The sequence below is a fragment of the Acinetobacter sp. CIP 64.2 genome (genome assembly GCF_000369645.1).
Lineage (GTDB): Bacteria > Pseudomonadota > Gammaproteobacteria > Pseudomonadales > Moraxellaceae > Acinetobacter.
On the sequence record NZ_KB850122.1, the window covers coordinates 342,205 to 357,910 of the forward strand.

Consider the following 15,706-nt stretch of genomic DNA (forward strand, 5'->3'; position numbering starts at 1 on the left):
AAACGGTTCGAATAATATAACGACATAGGAGAGATGGCAGTGGATAGCCTGATAACAGAAGATGTAGAAAAAATGACGCTTGCGGAGTTACGAGCGCTGCAAACCAAACGCTTAAAAGACACCTTGACATATGTTTATGCCAATAGCCCTGTCTATAAGAAAAAGTTTGACGATGCTGGTGTGCATCCTGATGATTTCGTTAACTTGGATGATCTGGCCAAGTTTCCATTTACCACCAAACAGGATTTACGTGACAATTATCCATTCGGCATGTTTGCAGTGCCACAAGAGCAGATTGTTCGTTTGCATGCTTCTTCAGGCACCACAGGGAAACCAACCGTCGTTGGCTATACCCAAAAAGATATCCATACATGGTCGGATATCGTAGCGCGTTGCTTGCGTATGGCAGGTCTAAGTGCCAAAGATATGATTCAGGTCGCCTATGGTTATGGTCTGTTTACAGGCGGTTTAGGCGCACATTATGGCGCTGAACGCTTAGGTGCAACCGTGATTCCAATGTCAGGTGGGCAGACGGAGAAACAGGTGCAACTGATTCAGGACTTTAAACCGACAGCGATTATGGTGACGCCATCGTATTGCGTCAGCATTATTGAAAAACTGGAGCAACAATTCGGCAGTGCGCGTAATACCTCGTTAAAAGTTGGTATTTTTGGTGCTGAGCCTTGGACCAATGAGTTACGCCGTGAAATCGAAGAGCGTTTAAATATCAAAGCATTGGATATTTATGGCTTATCGGAGATTATGGGGCCGGGCGTTGCCATGCAATGTCTGAATGAAGGTGAAGGACTGACGATTTGGGAGGATCACTTCTATCCTGAGATCATTCATCCTGAAACGGGTGAAGTGTGTAAAGATGGTGAATTGGGTGAGTTGGTCTTCACCACCATTACCAAAGAAGGTTTGCCGATTATCCGCTATCGTACTCGCGATTTAACCCGTTTATTGGCAGGTCAGAATCTTGCCATGCGCCGTATGGATAAAATTGTAGGGCGTAGTGATGACATGTTGATTATTCGCGGTGTCAATGTATTCCCGACTCAGATCGAAGAACAGATTTTACAAGTGCCGAGTCTGGTACCGAATTATGAAATTCTGGTGGCAAAGAAAGGGCATATGGATACTTTGCATATCCGTACCGAAATGTGCCATAACTGTGACAAGCAGGCGCAGCAATTGGCTCAGCAGTTGATGCAGCGGATTAAAACCATGATTGGGATTTCAGTCACGGTGGAAGTGGTCAATGAATTGACCTTACCGCGGAGTGAGGGTAAAGCAAAACGCGTCATTGATATGCGTCAGATTGCTTAACATTATGATCATTCAGGGTATAGTATCCTCTATACCCTGAATCTAAATGCCAAGATAAACGTATGAGTGCAAAGTTACAGCAAATTATTGATTCAATTATTCAGAATGAACCCTTAAGTGGGACCTCATTGATTTCGACCATTTTTGGTGATTCAGTGTTGCATCGAGGCGGAAATATCAGTCTTGCCAGTTTGATCCAGTTAATGGAACTGTTTGATTTTAATGATCGTGCTGTACGAACCTCGGTTTTTCGTTTGGTTAAAAGTGATTGGCTCGGTTCAGATAAAATTGGCAGAACCAGTTTTTATCGCATTACCGATGCCAGTCGTTCAAAATACTTACAGGCAGAGCAGCGGATTTATAATGATCAAATGAAAGAATGGGATCATTCTTGGGATTTGATCCTGATGTCGAGTCTGGACACCGACAATAAGGCTTTTTTAAAGAAAGAACTGGAATGGTTGGGCTTTGCCAATATTTCCACCAATCTGATGGCGTATCCAGGTTCGAATCGTCTACAACTACAAAAGCTGTTGGTTGACCTCAATATGAGTGAACAGGTGGTGGTGTTTAAGGCCGAAACTTTACAACTGTTTAATAACTCAACTGATACGATTAGCCGTATGCTAGAAGCCAATTGGCCGATTGATGAGCTGCGTCAACGCTATCTCCAATTTCTGGATCGGTTTAGGGATATTGGCGCAATTTTGATGCAGGAAGATGAAACGATTGAACCGATACAAGCTTTTCAGATTCGGACCTTATTGATTCATTATTATCGTCGGATTTTACTCAAAGATCCTGCGTTGCCATTGGAACTATTATCGGCGGACTGGCCAGCAGTGAATGCCCGTACATTATCCATGAATATTTATAAGAAAGTATTTGAAGCAGCGGATAACTATTTCCTGTCAGTCGCTGCAACATCAGAAGGACCAATGCCGAATGCGACTGCACATTTTTGGCGTCGCTTTGGCGGTTTAACCCAGACCAATGAGAGACTGAGTCATGCCTTGTTATAGCATTGATGGGGTGATCCCTGTGGTTCATCCCAGCGCATTTGTTCATCCCACTGCGGTTTTAATTGGTGATGTGGTCATTGAAGCTGGGGTTTATATTGGGCCATTTGCTTCATTGCGTGCTGATTTTGGTCGTATCCATATCAAGCAGAATGCCAATGTACAGGACAACTGTATCATTCATGGTTTTCCACAAAGTATCACGCTGATTGAAGAAATGGGACATATTGGTCATGCTGTCACTTTACATGGATGCCGTATTGGTAAAAATGTGTTGATTGGCATGAATAGTGTGATTCTGGATGATGCCGAGATTGGTGAAAATACCATTATTGGTGCAAACAGTTTGGTCAAAACCAAAGATGTGATTCCTGCCAATGTACTGGCAATCGGAAGCCCTGCAAAAGTTGTGCGAGATTTAACAGAACAAGAACGCGCATGGAAAATCAAAGGAACGCAAGAATATATTCATTTGGCGCAGCGTTGCTTAAACAGTATGACAGAAGTGCTGCCTTTAGTGGAAAATTCACCTGAACGTAAGACCTATCAAGATTTTCAGTCCGATCATCAGATTAAACCAACAACAGCATAAATTGAACCTTTAAGCTGATCAATTTGTTTTAAACCTCAGTGATAACAAGACATCAAAAAGCAACAGTTTGTTTTTAAATATTAGTTGATGATGGAGTGTAAATTTTTCTACTTTTTTAGTCAGAAAAATACAGGCAAGCATTTTTCACTACATTTTTGAATATAAATCGGCCTAAAAGTGAATAGTTTATTTAAGGAAATACAACGAGGTTAATGATGTCTATTTTAACAAAAGAAATTTGGGATCAAAAATTATTTCGTGGTATATGGCAATCCGCCAAAAACGGTTATCAAGTGGTTGAAGTTGCGACAGGTGAGTCCTTAGGGCAGATTGGTTATGCCGATGCATCCGATGTGGTCGAGGCGGCTCAGCAAGCCAAGATTGCACAAAAGCAATGGTGGGCGCTCAGTTATCAAGAACGTCAGGCGGTATTTGAGCGTGCTGTGCAGATTTTAACTGAACATCAGGCTGAAATTATTGAATGGTTGGTGAAAGAAAGTGGTTCGCTACAGTTGAAAGCTGGTTTTGAAGTGAACATTGCTCTTCAAGTACTCAAACATTGTATCGCTTTACCCGCAACCGATCAGGGCACATTACTGCCAACAGCTGCAGGTAAATTGAGTTTGGCCAAGCGAGTTCCTTTGGGTGTAGTCGGTGTAATTTCACCGTTTAATTTTCCGTTGTATCTTGCACTACGTGCAGTTGCGCCAGCCTTAGCGCTTGGAAATGCGGTGGTCTTGAAACCTGATGAACGCACTGCAGTCTGTAGCGGTTATGCAATTGCCCGTATTTTTGAATTGGCTGGTTTACCACAAGGACTGCTACATGTATTGCCGGGTGGTGCTGAAGTCGGTGAAGCACTGACCTTGGATAAAAATATTGCCAGTATTCAATTTACCGGTTCAACCCATGTAGGTCGTATTGTGGGTGCAAATGCGGCTAAAACACTGAAAAAAGTATCGCTTGAGTTAGGTGGCAAAAACTCACTGATTATTCTGGATGACGCCGATATTGAGCTTGCAGCAGAAAATATCGCGTGGGGGGCTTTTTTGCATTCAGGTCAAATTTGTATGACTTCTGGAAAAATCCTGATTCAGGAAAAGATCTATCCGCAAGTCAAACAACGTGTGATTGAAAAGGTCAAAAATTTTGTAGTGGGTAATCCATTAAATGCAGATGTCACGATTGGCCCTTTGATTAATGCCAAGCAATCACAACGGGTTGAGCAGTTGGTCAATGAAGCAATAGCACATGGGGCAAAACTGGAAGTTGGTGGACAAGCCAATGGTGTGTTTTTTGAGCCAACGGTCTTAGCTGAGGTAAAACAGGACAATCCAATTTTTTCTGAGGAAATTTTCGGTCCTGTTGCTGTTCTGATTCCTTTTAGCACGGATGAACAGGCTATTGAACTTGCAAATGATGGAGATTATGGGCTTTCAGCTGGGATTATTACCGCCAGTGTTGGGCGTGGCATGCAGCTTGGTCAAAAACTGAATGTCGGGTTATTGCATATCAATGATCAAACCGTAAATGATGAAACAGTGAATCCCTTTGGTGGCTTTGGAGCCTCAGGCAATGGCACACGGATTGGTGGACCTGCGAATGCGGATGAGTTTACCCAATGGCAATGGATGACCATTCAGGCACAAGCGTCCCATTATCCATTCTAAGCAATCTTGAAAATTTCTTCTGATTTGTCCCTAAAGCGTTAGGGACAAATCCTTTTAAATCACATTGCGAAGTTCATTGGCGGTGTTGCGCAGTAGCGGCAAAATCTGCTGGACTAAATAATCCTCTTGTACACGATTGGTCTGTGACATGCAGTTTAGAGCGGCAATCGCTTTTCCTTGTGCATCAATCACGGGCACAGCAATCGCGATTACACCAAGTTCGTGTTCTTCTTTGGATAGGCAGTAATCTGCTTGTGATATTGCTTTCAGTATTTCAAAAAACTTGATTTCGTCGGTTATTGTAAAAGGGGTTAAACGTCTTAAAGCAAACGTTTTTACCCAATCCCGTTGAGCTTGTTCAGATAACGCTGCTAATAATACTTTGCCTGTTGAGGTTGCATGTGCAGGTAAGCGATTGCCCAAATGCATACCATAAGGACTGACACGCAGATTATCCTGTTGAGGTAAATAGCTACGAGCAATCGGGACGACCTCGTTATCATCTAGAACCACTAATGAAAAGGTTAATGTGGTTTGTGCAGATAAAAGATTCAGGAAGGATTGGGCAATTTTAGGTAGATGGGCTGAGCTTAAGTAGGAACTTGAGAACCGTAATACACGGTGGGTGAGCCAGAAATAATGTTCATCTGTATCTAAATAGCCTAAGTATTTCAAAGTTTTAAGATAACGCCGTGCTGCAGTGCGACTGATCCCCGTCCGTTCAGCCACTTGAGTGACATTCAAACGTTGTCGATCAACGCCAAAAGCTTCCAGTAAGGTCAGACCTTTGGCTAAACCTGCAATATAGTCTTCCTGACGTATACATTCATGTGAATTGGGGTGCTCTAACACAGCATCAACCTTCACCATACTTCCATTCCTGTTCTTATGATGTTTTGTCCGCTATTCGGACAAATGAAATGATAAACGGTTCTTTTCGACTTGGATAGATCGTATACAAAACTTAAAAGCAGTAAGTTAAAAAACAGGAGATCACAAGGAAGATGTCATGGATATTTTAACAACACAGGTCGCAATTATTGGTGCTGGTCCAGCCGGATTGTTACTCGGACAGCTCCTATACCAAGCTGGTATTGAGCATATTATCGTGGAGCAGCGCAGTGCAGATTATGTCGCTTCTCGGATACGTGCTGGCATTTTAGAACAAGTATCGGTTGATTTACTTAAGCAGGCTGGTGTCGATCAACATCTAAAAGAGAAAGGATTGCCGCATTCAGGCATTGAAATACTCACTAATGGACAAAAACATCGAGTCGATTTATCCGCATTGACTGGTGGAAAGCAAGTCACAGTATATGGTCAAACCGAAGTGACCAAAGATTTAATGGCCGCCCGTCAAACTGCACATCTTAAATCATTTTATGAAGCACAAGATGTACAGGTCAGCAATTTTTATCAAACACCTAAAGTACAATTTGAATACCAAGGTAAAACCATCCAGATCGAATGTGATTTCATTGCAGGTTGTGATGGATATCATGGAATATGCCGAGCCAGTGTGCCTAAGGAGAAAATCAAGACCTATGAAAAAGTGTATCCATTTGGCTGGTTAGGCGTGTTAGCCGATGTGCCTCCCGTTGCGGATGAATTGATTTATGTCCAGTCAGAACGGGGTTTTGCCTTATGTAGTATGCGTTCAGAAATACGGAGTCGTTATTACTTGCAAGTGCCACTTAATGATCGAGTTGAAGACTGGTCAGATGAAAAATTTTGGCAGGAATTGAAAAGTCGTCTTGACCCTGAAAGCCGAGAGAAATTGGTGACAGGGCCGTCAATCGAAAAAAGTATTGCACCGCTACGCAGTTTTGTGACAGAACCCATGCAATTTGGCAAGTTGTTTTTAGCGGGCGATGCAGCGCATATCGTCCCACCAACAGGGGCAAAAGGACTGAATCTTGCAGCTTCGGATATTGCTTATCTTTCCAATGCATTGATTCAATATTATGTCGAAGGTTCAGATCAGGGCATTCAGGAATATTCAGAAAAATGTCTGCAACGGGTTTGGAAGGCAGAGCGTTTTTCTTGGTGGATGACACACTTATTGCATCGCTTTGAAACAGAAACTGAGTTTGATCACAAAATTAAACAAGCTGAACTGAGTTATATTCTTGGCTCTACTGCGGGAAAGACGACTTTGGCAGAGAATTATGTCGGATTGCCTATACACGCCTAAATCGTAATTCAAATACTTTTAGCACATTGCATTGATAACGATTTTCAAAATTTAAACAAGATGATATGTGACGTGTTGATCCACTTACATAGGGAAATAGAGAGATTGATCATGGTTGATACTTATATTATCGTACACGGTGCATGGCACAACGGCGCCTTAATGGAACCAACGGCTGAATATCTCCGTTCTCAAGGTCATATTGTTCATTGTCCAACCTTGGCAGGTAATCGCTCCAATGAAGATTGTAGTCAAATTGGTTTAGAAGATGCCATTAACTCACTGATTCAATATATAGAGCAGTATGATTTAAATAATATTCGCTTGGTGGGGCATAGTTATGCGGGTATGGTGATCTCTGCGGTTATTGATCGTATTCCACTGCGGATTCGTCGAGTAGTATATGCAAATGCCTTCGTACCATTTCCAAATGAATGTCTGAATGATATGGCCCCAGCAAAATATAAAGCTTTGTTCGATCAAATGGCTGAGGCTAATAATCATGCAGTCTCTTTACCATTTTCTGTTTGGCGTGAATGCTTTATGAATGATGCAGATGAAGTGCTTGCTAAATCTGCGTATGAATTATTAACGCCACAACCCTATCGTTGTTTTAGTGATCCTATTGTACTGTCAAAACCTATTGCGGAGATGGAAATTGCAAAATCATATCTGAATTGCAAACAAGATACGGCACTGCCACAGAGTTTATCCTGGCATCCACGTTTGTCTGAGCGCTTAGGTTTATTTCGTTATATAGAGGCGGACGGGGGACATGAAACTTTATTTACTGATCCTACTGGTTTTGCTAAGGCGATTATGATTGCAGCACGTGATTGAGTTTTACAGAAAAGATTACTCAAGACTCAGAATTCATTGTCTTCGAGTGTTCAAGCTCTGGATTTATAAAAAAAGCTGTTCAGAGAATTGAACAGCTTTTTTATACTCGATTGAGCAATTTATTCGGCAAATTGCGGAATCATTTTGCGTACATTGGTCTTTGCTTCAATCACCGTCATAAATGTATACGCGCCAATAAACTTACGGCTAATGAACATAAACTCTTTTGGTGGAACCGAGAAATAGCGTGAAGCCATCGATTGTCCCGCCTGTTGCATCACACGGTTATGCAATTGGCTTTTTTTCCAGTCATAACGATCTTGCTCATCCATTATGCCTGCAGGCATATCTGGATTGTTGCTCGGGCAACTAAATGCCTCTGTTGCAATCAAGAATACGTCGGCCATGCCAGGCTTAACACTGTCTGGCATGCTATCAAAGAATTCATAACCAGTCATGGCTTTGATCATTGCATTTTTATCATGATCGTAACCCGCATGAATCAGATTACGGGCAACAGTCAGTAAATTGTTATCGAATTGGCGAATGGCACCAAAGTCGAGTAATACAATTTTATCTTTAACATCACTACCATTACCTAAACGAACCAAGTAGTTACCAAAGTTCGGGTCGGTTTGCATTTCACCCCATTCAAATAGTTCGCGCACCGCGATTTCTAAAGAGGCTTCACCCAACAGGTTACGGCGTTCTTGTGGCAGCGAAAGCATAACAGGACTATTAACTGGGACACCGCGTTCAAAGGTCATGCACAGCACTTTTTCAGCACAGAACTCATCTACAATTTGAGGCACAGCGTAACGAGGATCATCTTTCAGTCGCTCAGCAAAACGACGAGTAGTCGCCGCTTCAATACCATAATCAACTTCGCGATGCATCATCTCACGGACTTCATCAAACCATTGATCAAATTCGCGGGTTTGCGGCACCATCCGTGTCAGTTTGAGCATGTTCTTAAACAGATTCATATCAGAATCGATGGCTTCAGCAACACCCGGATACTGAATTTTAAGTACCAATTCTAAACCATCTGACTTACGGGTAGCTCGGTGGACTTGAGCAAGTGATGCTGTTCCAATCGGCTCATGATCAATCGTAAGCTCGTCAAGTTTTGAGCCCAGTTGATCTTGTAGATGTGCTTTGATCGCAGGCCAAGCTAAGGCGACGGTCTGGTTGTTGAGAGTATTTAAAGCTTGTGTGATTTCTTCAGGTAAGAAATGTTCACCATACAACGCCATCATTTGTCCGATCTTTACGATTGAACCTTTGAGTTTGCCAATTTCAGAAACTAAATAATGTGCTTGCTCAGCCATGGCTTTTTTACGTTTCTTCTCTTTTTCTTCCTCACTGGAAAAGAGGGAAGTTGCACTTGCAGTTGCCCAACGTGTTCCAGCAAGTAAAGAAGCTTTTGCAATAGATAAGCGACGATCCACCGACGAGGTTTTTAGATTCTTAAGCTTATCGTTCTGATCTGACATGAAAGAAAAATCCTATGCTGAAATCGGAGGGTTGAAAGCCGAGACTTGAATTGTAGCGGATATTACAGCTTTTGAACGTATTAAAATAGTTCAATCTCTTGAATTATCAGTCTAAATTTGTGCAATAAGGCATCTATTTTTAAAGAGCCTAAGTAAATATTTCACATTTACTTCGTCATTACTATACATTTGTCCTAAATTTTGAACTGAATCTTTAGTGAAGACTTTTGCATTAAAGCTGCCCGATGGTTATGAATATGTTTCACTAACATCTGCTTGACTTGACTATGGTGAAAGCCAACCGCGTAAGCCTTAACAATAATAATACTGGGCAGCGTGAAGAAAAAGTACTTGGTGTCGTCTAAAGTTGCATCTTTGAAAATTCCTTCTTCAATCAGCATTTTTCTGAGAAATTGTTTTTCCGCCTGTACTGTGCTGGATGACTCATCATCCCAATAATTTTGGCGCATTGCCATCAAATTATTATGCTTATAACTCATAGAACTATTGAGCCTGTTTATTTCACCTTTAGCCACTATATGAGGTTGCTCATGCATTTATCAAGCACAGATTGATATCGAAAATAGCCTAAGTAAATTTCATCCTTTATTTAAAAATGCTACACTTATATAACTAGTAAGCTTAAACAAAAATACTGAATCGTTATGACACCTGCTTGTAAACTGTTGGAAAAAAATAAAATACCATTTTCTATTCACGAATATGAACATGATGCCAATGCCAAAAGCTTCGGACTAGAAGCTGCTGAAAAGCTTAACTTGAAGGTAGAAGAAGTTTTCAAAACATTGATGGTAACTGACGAAAAAAATTATTTTATTGCGATTTTGCCTGTAAACCACCAACTCAATCTAAAAAAAGTGGCGACAGCAGTTGGATGTAAAAAACTACAAATGGCAAACCCTAAAGATGCAGAGCGTTTAACGGGGTATTTGGTCGGGGGAATTAGTCCACTTGGGCAAAAGAAACGCTTGAAAACCGTTATTGATGCAACAGCAAAATCGTTCGATAAAATTTATGTCAGCGGCGGTAAAAGGGGACTAGACATTGGTTTGGATCCGCAAGTTTTAGCCACATTGTTAGGCGCAAGCTTTTTTGATGTTTTAGACGAATAAAATAAACATTATAGGAAATATTATTTTAATTCATTGTTATTTATAGATAAATTTAAATCTGTAAAAACTATTGCCAATACAAAAATTATCATTTTATTTAATGAGAATTATTATTATCTTTTTGTATCTTTTTTGCGCTAAATTCTAAATTAAAAAGATTTAATTCAATAGCTTGAGCGATATTTTTGCAAAGTTGAATCTGAATTGAAATTATAAATAATAATAATTATCATTAGCTCAATCTTAATCATAAACTCCCTTGCGATTAAGACGTGTTTCAGGCCTAAAACATTTCGAAAAACAAATTAACTCTCTTGAAAGAGGAAACCGTCAGATGCAATCACTTGCCAATCGGTTGGCGATGCAACATTTCGTCAACGCATATACGCAAGAAACTGGCAAAGGTCACTTGCTAGATAACAGTCAGCAAAGTCCACAACAACGAGCGTTTAGCCAAGGTTTGACGCTGTTATCCATTCCTATTCACTCTATTCAAGCACACTGTAATTTTCCTTTATCTTATGTCAGTCGAGTCGGGCGACACCGTGTAGCAGATCTTCCTCAAATCACGATGCATGGACAAGTTAAGACATTCAGTTCTGTTGCAATCGTCGGGTTATTGCTTGAAGAACTGGTTTTTGAATCATCTGTGCCATTGGATGCCGCTTCCTTGCTTGAGAAGTGGATTCAAAGCCGTGATGCACTTGAACAGTTTTTGCTACAACGCGAAGCTGATTTCGATGACCTTGTCAAAGCGGGTCAAAACTTTATTGAAACAGAACAAGCACTGATTCTAGGGCATAGCATGCACCCAGCACCAAAAAGTAGAACCGGTTTTGTGCATGAAGATTGGTTAAAGTTTTCACCTGAGCATAAAGGCAAGACTCAACTGCATTATTGGCTGGTGCACCAAGATTATATTTCCGAAGGCAGCGCCACTGATGACAGCATTTCAGCGCAATTAAAAACGGCGTTGCAGTGGTACCTGTCTGAAAATGATATCAACCTGCTAAAAACCCATACCGAATATAAGCTGCTTCCACTGCATCCATGGCAAGCTCGTTATTTACAAAGTAAACCGTGGTTTGAGCGACTGAAACAAACAGGACAACTCATTGATTTAGGTTTACGTGGCTGGCAATTTTCTCCAACCACTTCAATCCGAACACTGGCGAGTTTTAATGCACCGTGGATGGTGAAGCCGTCACTTTCAGTGATGATCACCAATTCTATTCGCGTCAATTTAGCTAAAGAATGCCATCGTGGTGAACTGACTTATCGTCTTTGGCATAGCGAGTTTGGTCAAAATATCTTAAAGCAGTGTCCAAGTTTGAAAGCGGTGAATGACCCTGCATGGATTGCATTAAAAATTAATGATGAAGTGGTAAATGAAAGTATTTGTATTTTCCGTGATCAGCCATTTCATCCGCAACAGCAAGTCACCTGTATCGCATCCTTATGTCAGGATCATCCAGATAAGCCTTTAAACCGTTTTAATGCTTTATTCGCAAAAATTGCCAAAACACACCTTGAAACCGATTTCTCTGAAATTGCTTTGGATTGGTTTAATCGTTTCCTTGAGGTCAGTTTGCAACCGCTGATGTATGTATATCATCGCTATGGCATGGCCTTTGAATCACATCAGCAGAATGTATTGTTGGAATTAGAAAATCATTTCCCAAAAACTTTATGGCTGCGTGATAACCAAGGTTTTTACTATATCGAAGAATTTGCAACTGAAATTCTGCAAGCATTGCCTGAACTGAAAGAAAAAGCCTTTGCAGTGGGTCCGAAAGATTTTGTCGATGAACGTTTTAGCTACTATTTCTTTGGTAATACCTTGTTTGGCATTATCAATGCGATTGGCGCTACAGGTTATATCACTGAAGATGAATTACTGGAACACCTCACAGCTTTCTTACAAGAGCAATTACAGCAATATCCTGATAGTACCTTGTTACAGGGATTACTGTTCAATTCGACTTTACCGTATAAAGGCAATTTACTGACACGCTTGCATGAGTTAGATGAGCTCATCGCACCTGTCGAAAACCAATCGGTGTATGTGCAACTGCCAAATCCGCTGCGTATTTCACAGAAGGATGTCAGTTATGCTTGATTTTATTGGAATTGGCCTAGGGCCATTTAATTTAAGTCTGGCTAGTCTGCTACAAAATAAAAGCTCTTTAAATTATGTATTTTTCGAGCAGAAACCACAGTTTGACTGGCACGCAGGAATGCAATTACCGAATACCGTATTGCAGGTTCCATTTATGGCTGATTTGGTGTCGATGGTTGATCCAACCAGCCCATTCAGCTTTTTGAATTATCTGCGCCATCAGCAGCGGTTATATAAATTTTACTTTTTAGAACAACCCCATATTCCACGTTGTGAATATAACCACTATTGCCAATGGGTGGCAGAGCAACTGGATTGTATCGAATATCAATCTCGCGTTCTGGAGATCGAACCTCAAACCATTGGTTTTAAAGTAGTTGTAGAATCGGAAGGCGTTCAGCACAGTTATTTATGCCGTCATTTGGTGATTGGCAGTGGAAATGTTCCTTATCTACCTGAATGCTTGGCAAAAGTTCAGCAACAACGGCCGCAACAATGTCTCCATTCCGCTCAATATATGACGCATGCTGATGCGGATTTGCATGGGGATGTGGTCGTATTAGGTTCTGGACAATCTGCTGCAGAAGTCTTTATTGATTTGTTTGATCAACAACAAGATGAAGCGAATCATCAGTTTGATCTGCACTGGTTGACCCGTTCACAAGGTTTCTTCCCGATGGAGTATGCGCCATTAGGATTGGAGTACTTTAGCCCAGACTATGCGCAGCATTTTTATGATTTGCCAGCGCAACAAAAACAACAGCAGTTACAGCAACAAGCACTGTTATATAAAGGGATTAGTGCAAAAACTATCCGCGAAATCTATCAAAAACTGTATCACCGCAGTATTGCAGGAAAAAGCTTACAGACACATTTACATAGCCAATGTGATCTGAAAGATGCAGAAGTGTTGGATACACAAAAAATCCGACTGCATTTCCAACACCGCGCGACGGCACAGACCTTCCATCTTGATTGTGATTTCCTCGTTGCGGCAACGGGTTACTTTAGCCCTGATTTTGGATTTATGCAGTTGCTGAAACCTTATATCGAATTTGACCATAAACAGCGTTGGCAAATTACCGCAGATTATCGAATCGTACACCGTCTGAATGGTCATATCTTTGTCCAGAATCAAGAAATGCATAGTCATGGTGTCGGCACGCCAGATCTGGGTCTTGGTGCTTTTCGTGCAGCCACGATTATTAACCAATTGGCTGAAAGCCAAGTTTATGATCTTGGTCAGCAGGCACAGACCTTCCAGCATTTTGCAATTAGTCAAAATCCTAAAATCCAAATGGCTGATGACAACGTAGCTTCAGAAGTAGGTTTTCCTGACAAAAAGGTCGATCAAAACCATCCCATTTTAAAGAAAACAGAACAGAGCACGATTACGGCACATTCAACTAGTCGCTGTACAAATACACGGGCACAGAGTGCTTCTGTACATTCAACTTATGAGAAATTGATATGAACTTTGCAACTTTAAAAATTAATCAGCAGCAATGGCGTGCTGCTGGGCAGCGTCTCATTGAAATGGCGATTGCAGAGTTTCTATATGAAGAAATTATTGAAGTGAAAGCCTTATCAGCAGGACGTTATCAGTTAGATCTAGGTAATCGTCAGTATGAGTTTCAAGGCCATCAATATTTGTTAGGGCATTGGAATATTCAGGAAGGCTCGGTACGTGATGTAACGACTGGTCAGCAGAGTGATCAGCTCGCTTGGAATTTACATGAGTTTATTGTCGCAATGGCCGACAGTTCCAATGTAAAGCCTTTCACCAAAGCCTATTTGATTAAGGAAATGAATAATACTTGGTTGGCAGAAGCACATCTATTTAATGAAGCACGCCTACCAAGCACCGCGGTGCTAACTGAAGCGCATTATAAAGTTGAAGGCATGTTACGAGGCCATCCATGGCTGATTATGAGTAAGGGACGCATGGGCTTTGGTTATGATGATTATCTGACCTCGGCACCTGAACTTTCACCGGAAGTGAAAGTACTCTGGTTGGCGGTGCATCGCGATTTAGCAGAGTATCGCAGCACTGAACAATGGGATGCCTATGGTTTATATCAGCATGAGTTTGATGCCGATGAACTGCAGCAATTCATCAATATCTTAAAAGAAAAAAATCTGGACCCTCAAAATTATTTTTTGATTCCAGTACATGCATGGCAATGGCATCAATGGTTGGTTCCAACCTACGCCAATGAGATCGTTGATCAGAAAATCATTGAGCTGAATATTAGTCAAGACAGCTATGTGCCAATGCAGTCGATTCGTACATTATGCAACACATCAAACTTACAACGTCATTACATTAAGCTGCCAGTGAGTATTTTCAATACCGCTGTTTATCGTGGACTCCCATCAAAACGGAATCTTGCAGCCCCAGCTGTGACGGGATGGTTAAAACAGATCCATCAACAAGATCAAGACCTACAAAAAACTGGCGTGATTTTCTTGGGTGAAATTGCAACTTTAACGATTCATCAACCCTGTTTTGACCGAATTGACGGCGTACCTTATCAATTTAAAGAATTGTTTGGTTGCTTATGGCGTGAAAGTATCGATCGCTACGTTGACCCATCACAACAAGTGCTTTCTCAAGCAGCGTTATTACACCGAGATATTTCAGGTCAATCAATCCTGAGCGTACTGATTCAAGCATCAGGTCTAAGTCCTTTGACATGGTTGGCGCAGTTTGCCCAAGTGTGTTTAAGCCCGTTATTACTGTGTCTGTATCGCTATGGCTTAGCTTTTTCACCGCATGGTGAAAATACTATGTTGGTACATGAAAATGGCGTGCCGAAAGCATTGGTCTTAAAAGACTTTATTGATGACATTAATTTAGTGGATGAAGATTTTCCTGAACTGACTCAATTGCCAACCGAAGGCGATCTGTTATTACGCCATGAAGCTACCGATTTAAGCCATTTCATTTTCACAGGTCTGTTCATGGTGCATTACCGCTATATCTGTAATGTGTTCTTGCAAGATTATCCTGAATACACCGAACTTGATTTCTGGCAGACCATTTCCAACACCATTGTTGCGTTTAACCAACAACATCCAGAGCTGGCTGAACGTGCTGAAAAATTTGCCATGTTGCGCCCAACCTACACCAAAATTTGTTTGAACCGTGTGCGCCTGTTTACCACCAGTTATAACGATGAAGCAGAGCGTCCAGTGCCTGTATTCCTTGATCCAATCCCGAACCCAGTCAGCCCTGAAACATTGGCAGACTGGTCAACTCAGCAAGCTGAGTCGAAAGCGGGTTAAGTCTTCTTCTAAATTTTATAAAGGTT

At 41.3% G+C, this 15,706-nt stretch carries 13 protein-coding genes; 10 read left to right on the forward strand and 3 right to left on the reverse strand.

Annotation, left to right across the window (positions count from 1 at the left end; all coding sequences use genetic code 11):
• The first annotated feature begins 39 nt into the window (after positions 1-39).
• From paaK to F895_RS09455, 4 genes are all read left to right on the forward strand, one after another.
• The gene (paaK, locus tag F895_RS09470; RefSeq protein WP_005241342.1) at positions 40-1,329 is read left to right on the forward strand and encodes a phenylacetate--CoA ligase PaaK; all 1,290 of its coding nucleotides are present in this window, start codon (positions 40-42) and stop codon (positions 1,327-1,329) included.
• Between the two features lie 62 nt (positions 1,330-1,391).
• Entirely contained in the window at positions 1,392-2,351 is a 960-nt protein-coding gene (gene paaX / locus F895_RS09465; RefSeq protein WP_005241344.1) for a phenylacetic acid degradation operon negative regulatory protein PaaX, read from the forward strand.
• Positions 2,338-2,940 carry a carbonic anhydrase gene (locus tag F895_RS09460; RefSeq protein WP_005241353.1) on the forward strand — a complete coding sequence of 201 codons (603 nt, stop codon included), beginning with the start codon at positions 2,338-2,340 and terminating at the stop codon, positions 2,938-2,940. The genes paaX and F895_RS09460 overlap by 14 nt, the downstream gene beginning before the upstream one ends.
• Positions 2,941-3,155: 215 nt before the next feature.
• Positions 3,156-4,610, forward strand: coding sequence for a benzaldehyde dehydrogenase (locus tag F895_RS09455; RefSeq protein WP_005241355.1), 1,455 nt, complete (start codon positions 3,156-3,158; stop codon positions 4,608-4,610).
• Between the two features lie 54 nt (positions 4,611-4,664).
• Here F895_RS09455 and pobR read toward each other — a convergent pair whose 3' ends face one another.
• Positions 4,665-5,480 carry an IclR family transcriptional regulator PobR gene (gene pobR / locus F895_RS09450; RefSeq protein ID WP_005241357.1) on the reverse strand — a complete coding sequence of 272 codons (816 nt, stop codon included), beginning with the start codon at positions 5,478-5,480 and terminating at the stop codon, positions 4,665-4,667.
• 139 nt (positions 5,481-5,619) lie between these two features.
• Between pobR and pobA the strand changes: the two genes are divergently transcribed.
• On the forward strand, positions 5,620-6,804 hold the full coding sequence (gene pobA / locus F895_RS09445) for a 4-hydroxybenzoate 3-monooxygenase (protein ID WP_005241360.1): 1,185 nt from the start codon (positions 5,620-5,622) through the stop codon (positions 6,802-6,804).
• 111 nt (positions 6,805-6,915) lie between these two features.
• On the forward strand, positions 6,916-7,644 hold the full coding sequence (locus F895_RS09440; protein ID WP_005241361.1) for an alpha/beta fold hydrolase: 729 nt from the start codon (positions 6,916-6,918) through the stop codon (positions 7,642-7,644).
• 119 nt (positions 7,645-7,763) lie between these two features.
• On the opposite strand, the gene F895_RS09435 is transcribed toward F895_RS09440, so the two are convergent.
• Positions 7,764-9,140: an ABC1 kinase family protein gene (locus tag F895_RS09435; RefSeq protein WP_005241363.1), complete on the reverse strand. Its 1,377-nt coding sequence runs from the start codon at positions 9,138-9,140 to the stop codon at positions 7,764-7,766.
• 194 nt (positions 9,141-9,334) lie between these two features.
• Positions 9,335-9,640 (reverse strand): hypothetical protein, encoded by a 306-nt coding sequence (locus tag F895_RS09430; protein WP_005241366.1) that lies wholly within the window; start codon positions 9,638-9,640, stop codon positions 9,335-9,337.
• A 165-nt stretch (positions 9,641-9,805) separates the two neighbouring features.
• Between F895_RS09430 and ybaK the strand changes: the two genes are divergently transcribed.
• The 4 genes from ybaK to F895_RS09410 all read left to right on the forward strand — a co-directional run bounded on the left by ybaK (position 9,806) and on the right by F895_RS09410 (position 15,680).
• Entirely contained in the window at positions 9,806-10,273 is a 468-nt protein-coding gene (gene ybaK, locus F895_RS09425; RefSeq protein WP_005241368.1) for a Cys-tRNA(Pro) deacylase, read from the forward strand.
• 334 nt (positions 10,274-10,607) lie between these two features.
• Entirely contained in the window at positions 10,608-12,392 is a 1,785-nt protein-coding gene (locus tag F895_RS09420; RefSeq protein ID WP_005241370.1) for an IucA/IucC family protein, read from the forward strand.
• The gene (locus F895_RS09415; protein WP_005241377.1) at positions 12,385-13,866 is read left to right on the forward strand and encodes a lysine N(6)-hydroxylase/L-ornithine N(5)-oxygenase family protein; all 1,482 of its coding nucleotides are present in this window, start codon (positions 12,385-12,387) and stop codon (positions 13,864-13,866) included. The genes F895_RS09420 and F895_RS09415 overlap by 8 nt, the downstream gene beginning before the upstream one ends.
• Positions 13,863-15,680 (forward strand): IucA/IucC family protein, encoded by a 1,818-nt coding sequence (locus F895_RS09410; RefSeq protein ID WP_005241379.1) that lies wholly within the window; start codon positions 13,863-13,865, stop codon positions 15,678-15,680. Before F895_RS09415 ends, F895_RS09410 begins: the two co-directional genes overlap by 4 nt.
• Positions 15,681-15,706 lie beyond the last annotated feature (26 nt).

Excerpts from the sequence above, each read along its gene's own strand:
- paaX (WP_005241344.1), top strand. The coding sequence starts at position 1,392 with ATGAGTGCAAAGTTACAGCAAATTATTGATTCAATTATTCAGAATGAA.
- F895_RS09460 (WP_005241353.1), top strand. The coding sequence starts at position 2,338 with ATGCCTTGTTATAGCATTGATGGGGTGATCCCTGTGGTTCATCCCAGC.
- F895_RS09455 (WP_005241355.1), top strand. The coding sequence starts at position 3,156 with ATGTCTATTTTAACAAAAGAAATTTGGGATCAAAAATTATTTCGTGGT.
- pobR (WP_005241357.1), bottom strand. The coding sequence starts at position 5,480 with ATGGTGAAGGTTGATGCTGTGTTAGAGCACCCCAATTCACATGAATGT.
- pobA (WP_005241360.1), top strand. The coding sequence starts at position 5,620 with ATGGATATTTTAACAACACAGGTCGCAATTATTGGTGCTGGTCCAGCC.
- F895_RS09440 (WP_005241361.1), top strand. The coding sequence starts at position 6,916 with ATGGTTGATACTTATATTATCGTACACGGTGCATGGCACAACGGCGCC.
- F895_RS09435 (WP_005241363.1), bottom strand. The coding sequence starts at position 9,140 with ATGTCAGATCAGAACGATAAGCTTAAGAATCTAAAAACCTCGTCGGTG.
- F895_RS09430 (WP_005241366.1), bottom strand. The coding sequence starts at position 9,640 with ATGAGTTATAAGCATAATAATTTGATGGCAATGCGCCAAAATTATTGG.
- ybaK (WP_005241368.1), top strand. The coding sequence starts at position 9,806 with ATGACACCTGCTTGTAAACTGTTGGAAAAAAATAAAATACCATTTTCT.
- F895_RS09420 (WP_005241370.1), top strand. The coding sequence starts at position 10,608 with ATGCAATCACTTGCCAATCGGTTGGCGATGCAACATTTCGTCAACGCA.
- F895_RS09415 (WP_005241377.1), top strand. The coding sequence starts at position 12,385 with ATGCTTGATTTTATTGGAATTGGCCTAGGGCCATTTAATTTAAGTCTG.
- F895_RS09410 (WP_005241379.1), top strand. The coding sequence starts at position 13,863 with ATGAACTTTGCAACTTTAAAAATTAATCAGCAGCAATGGCGTGCTGCT.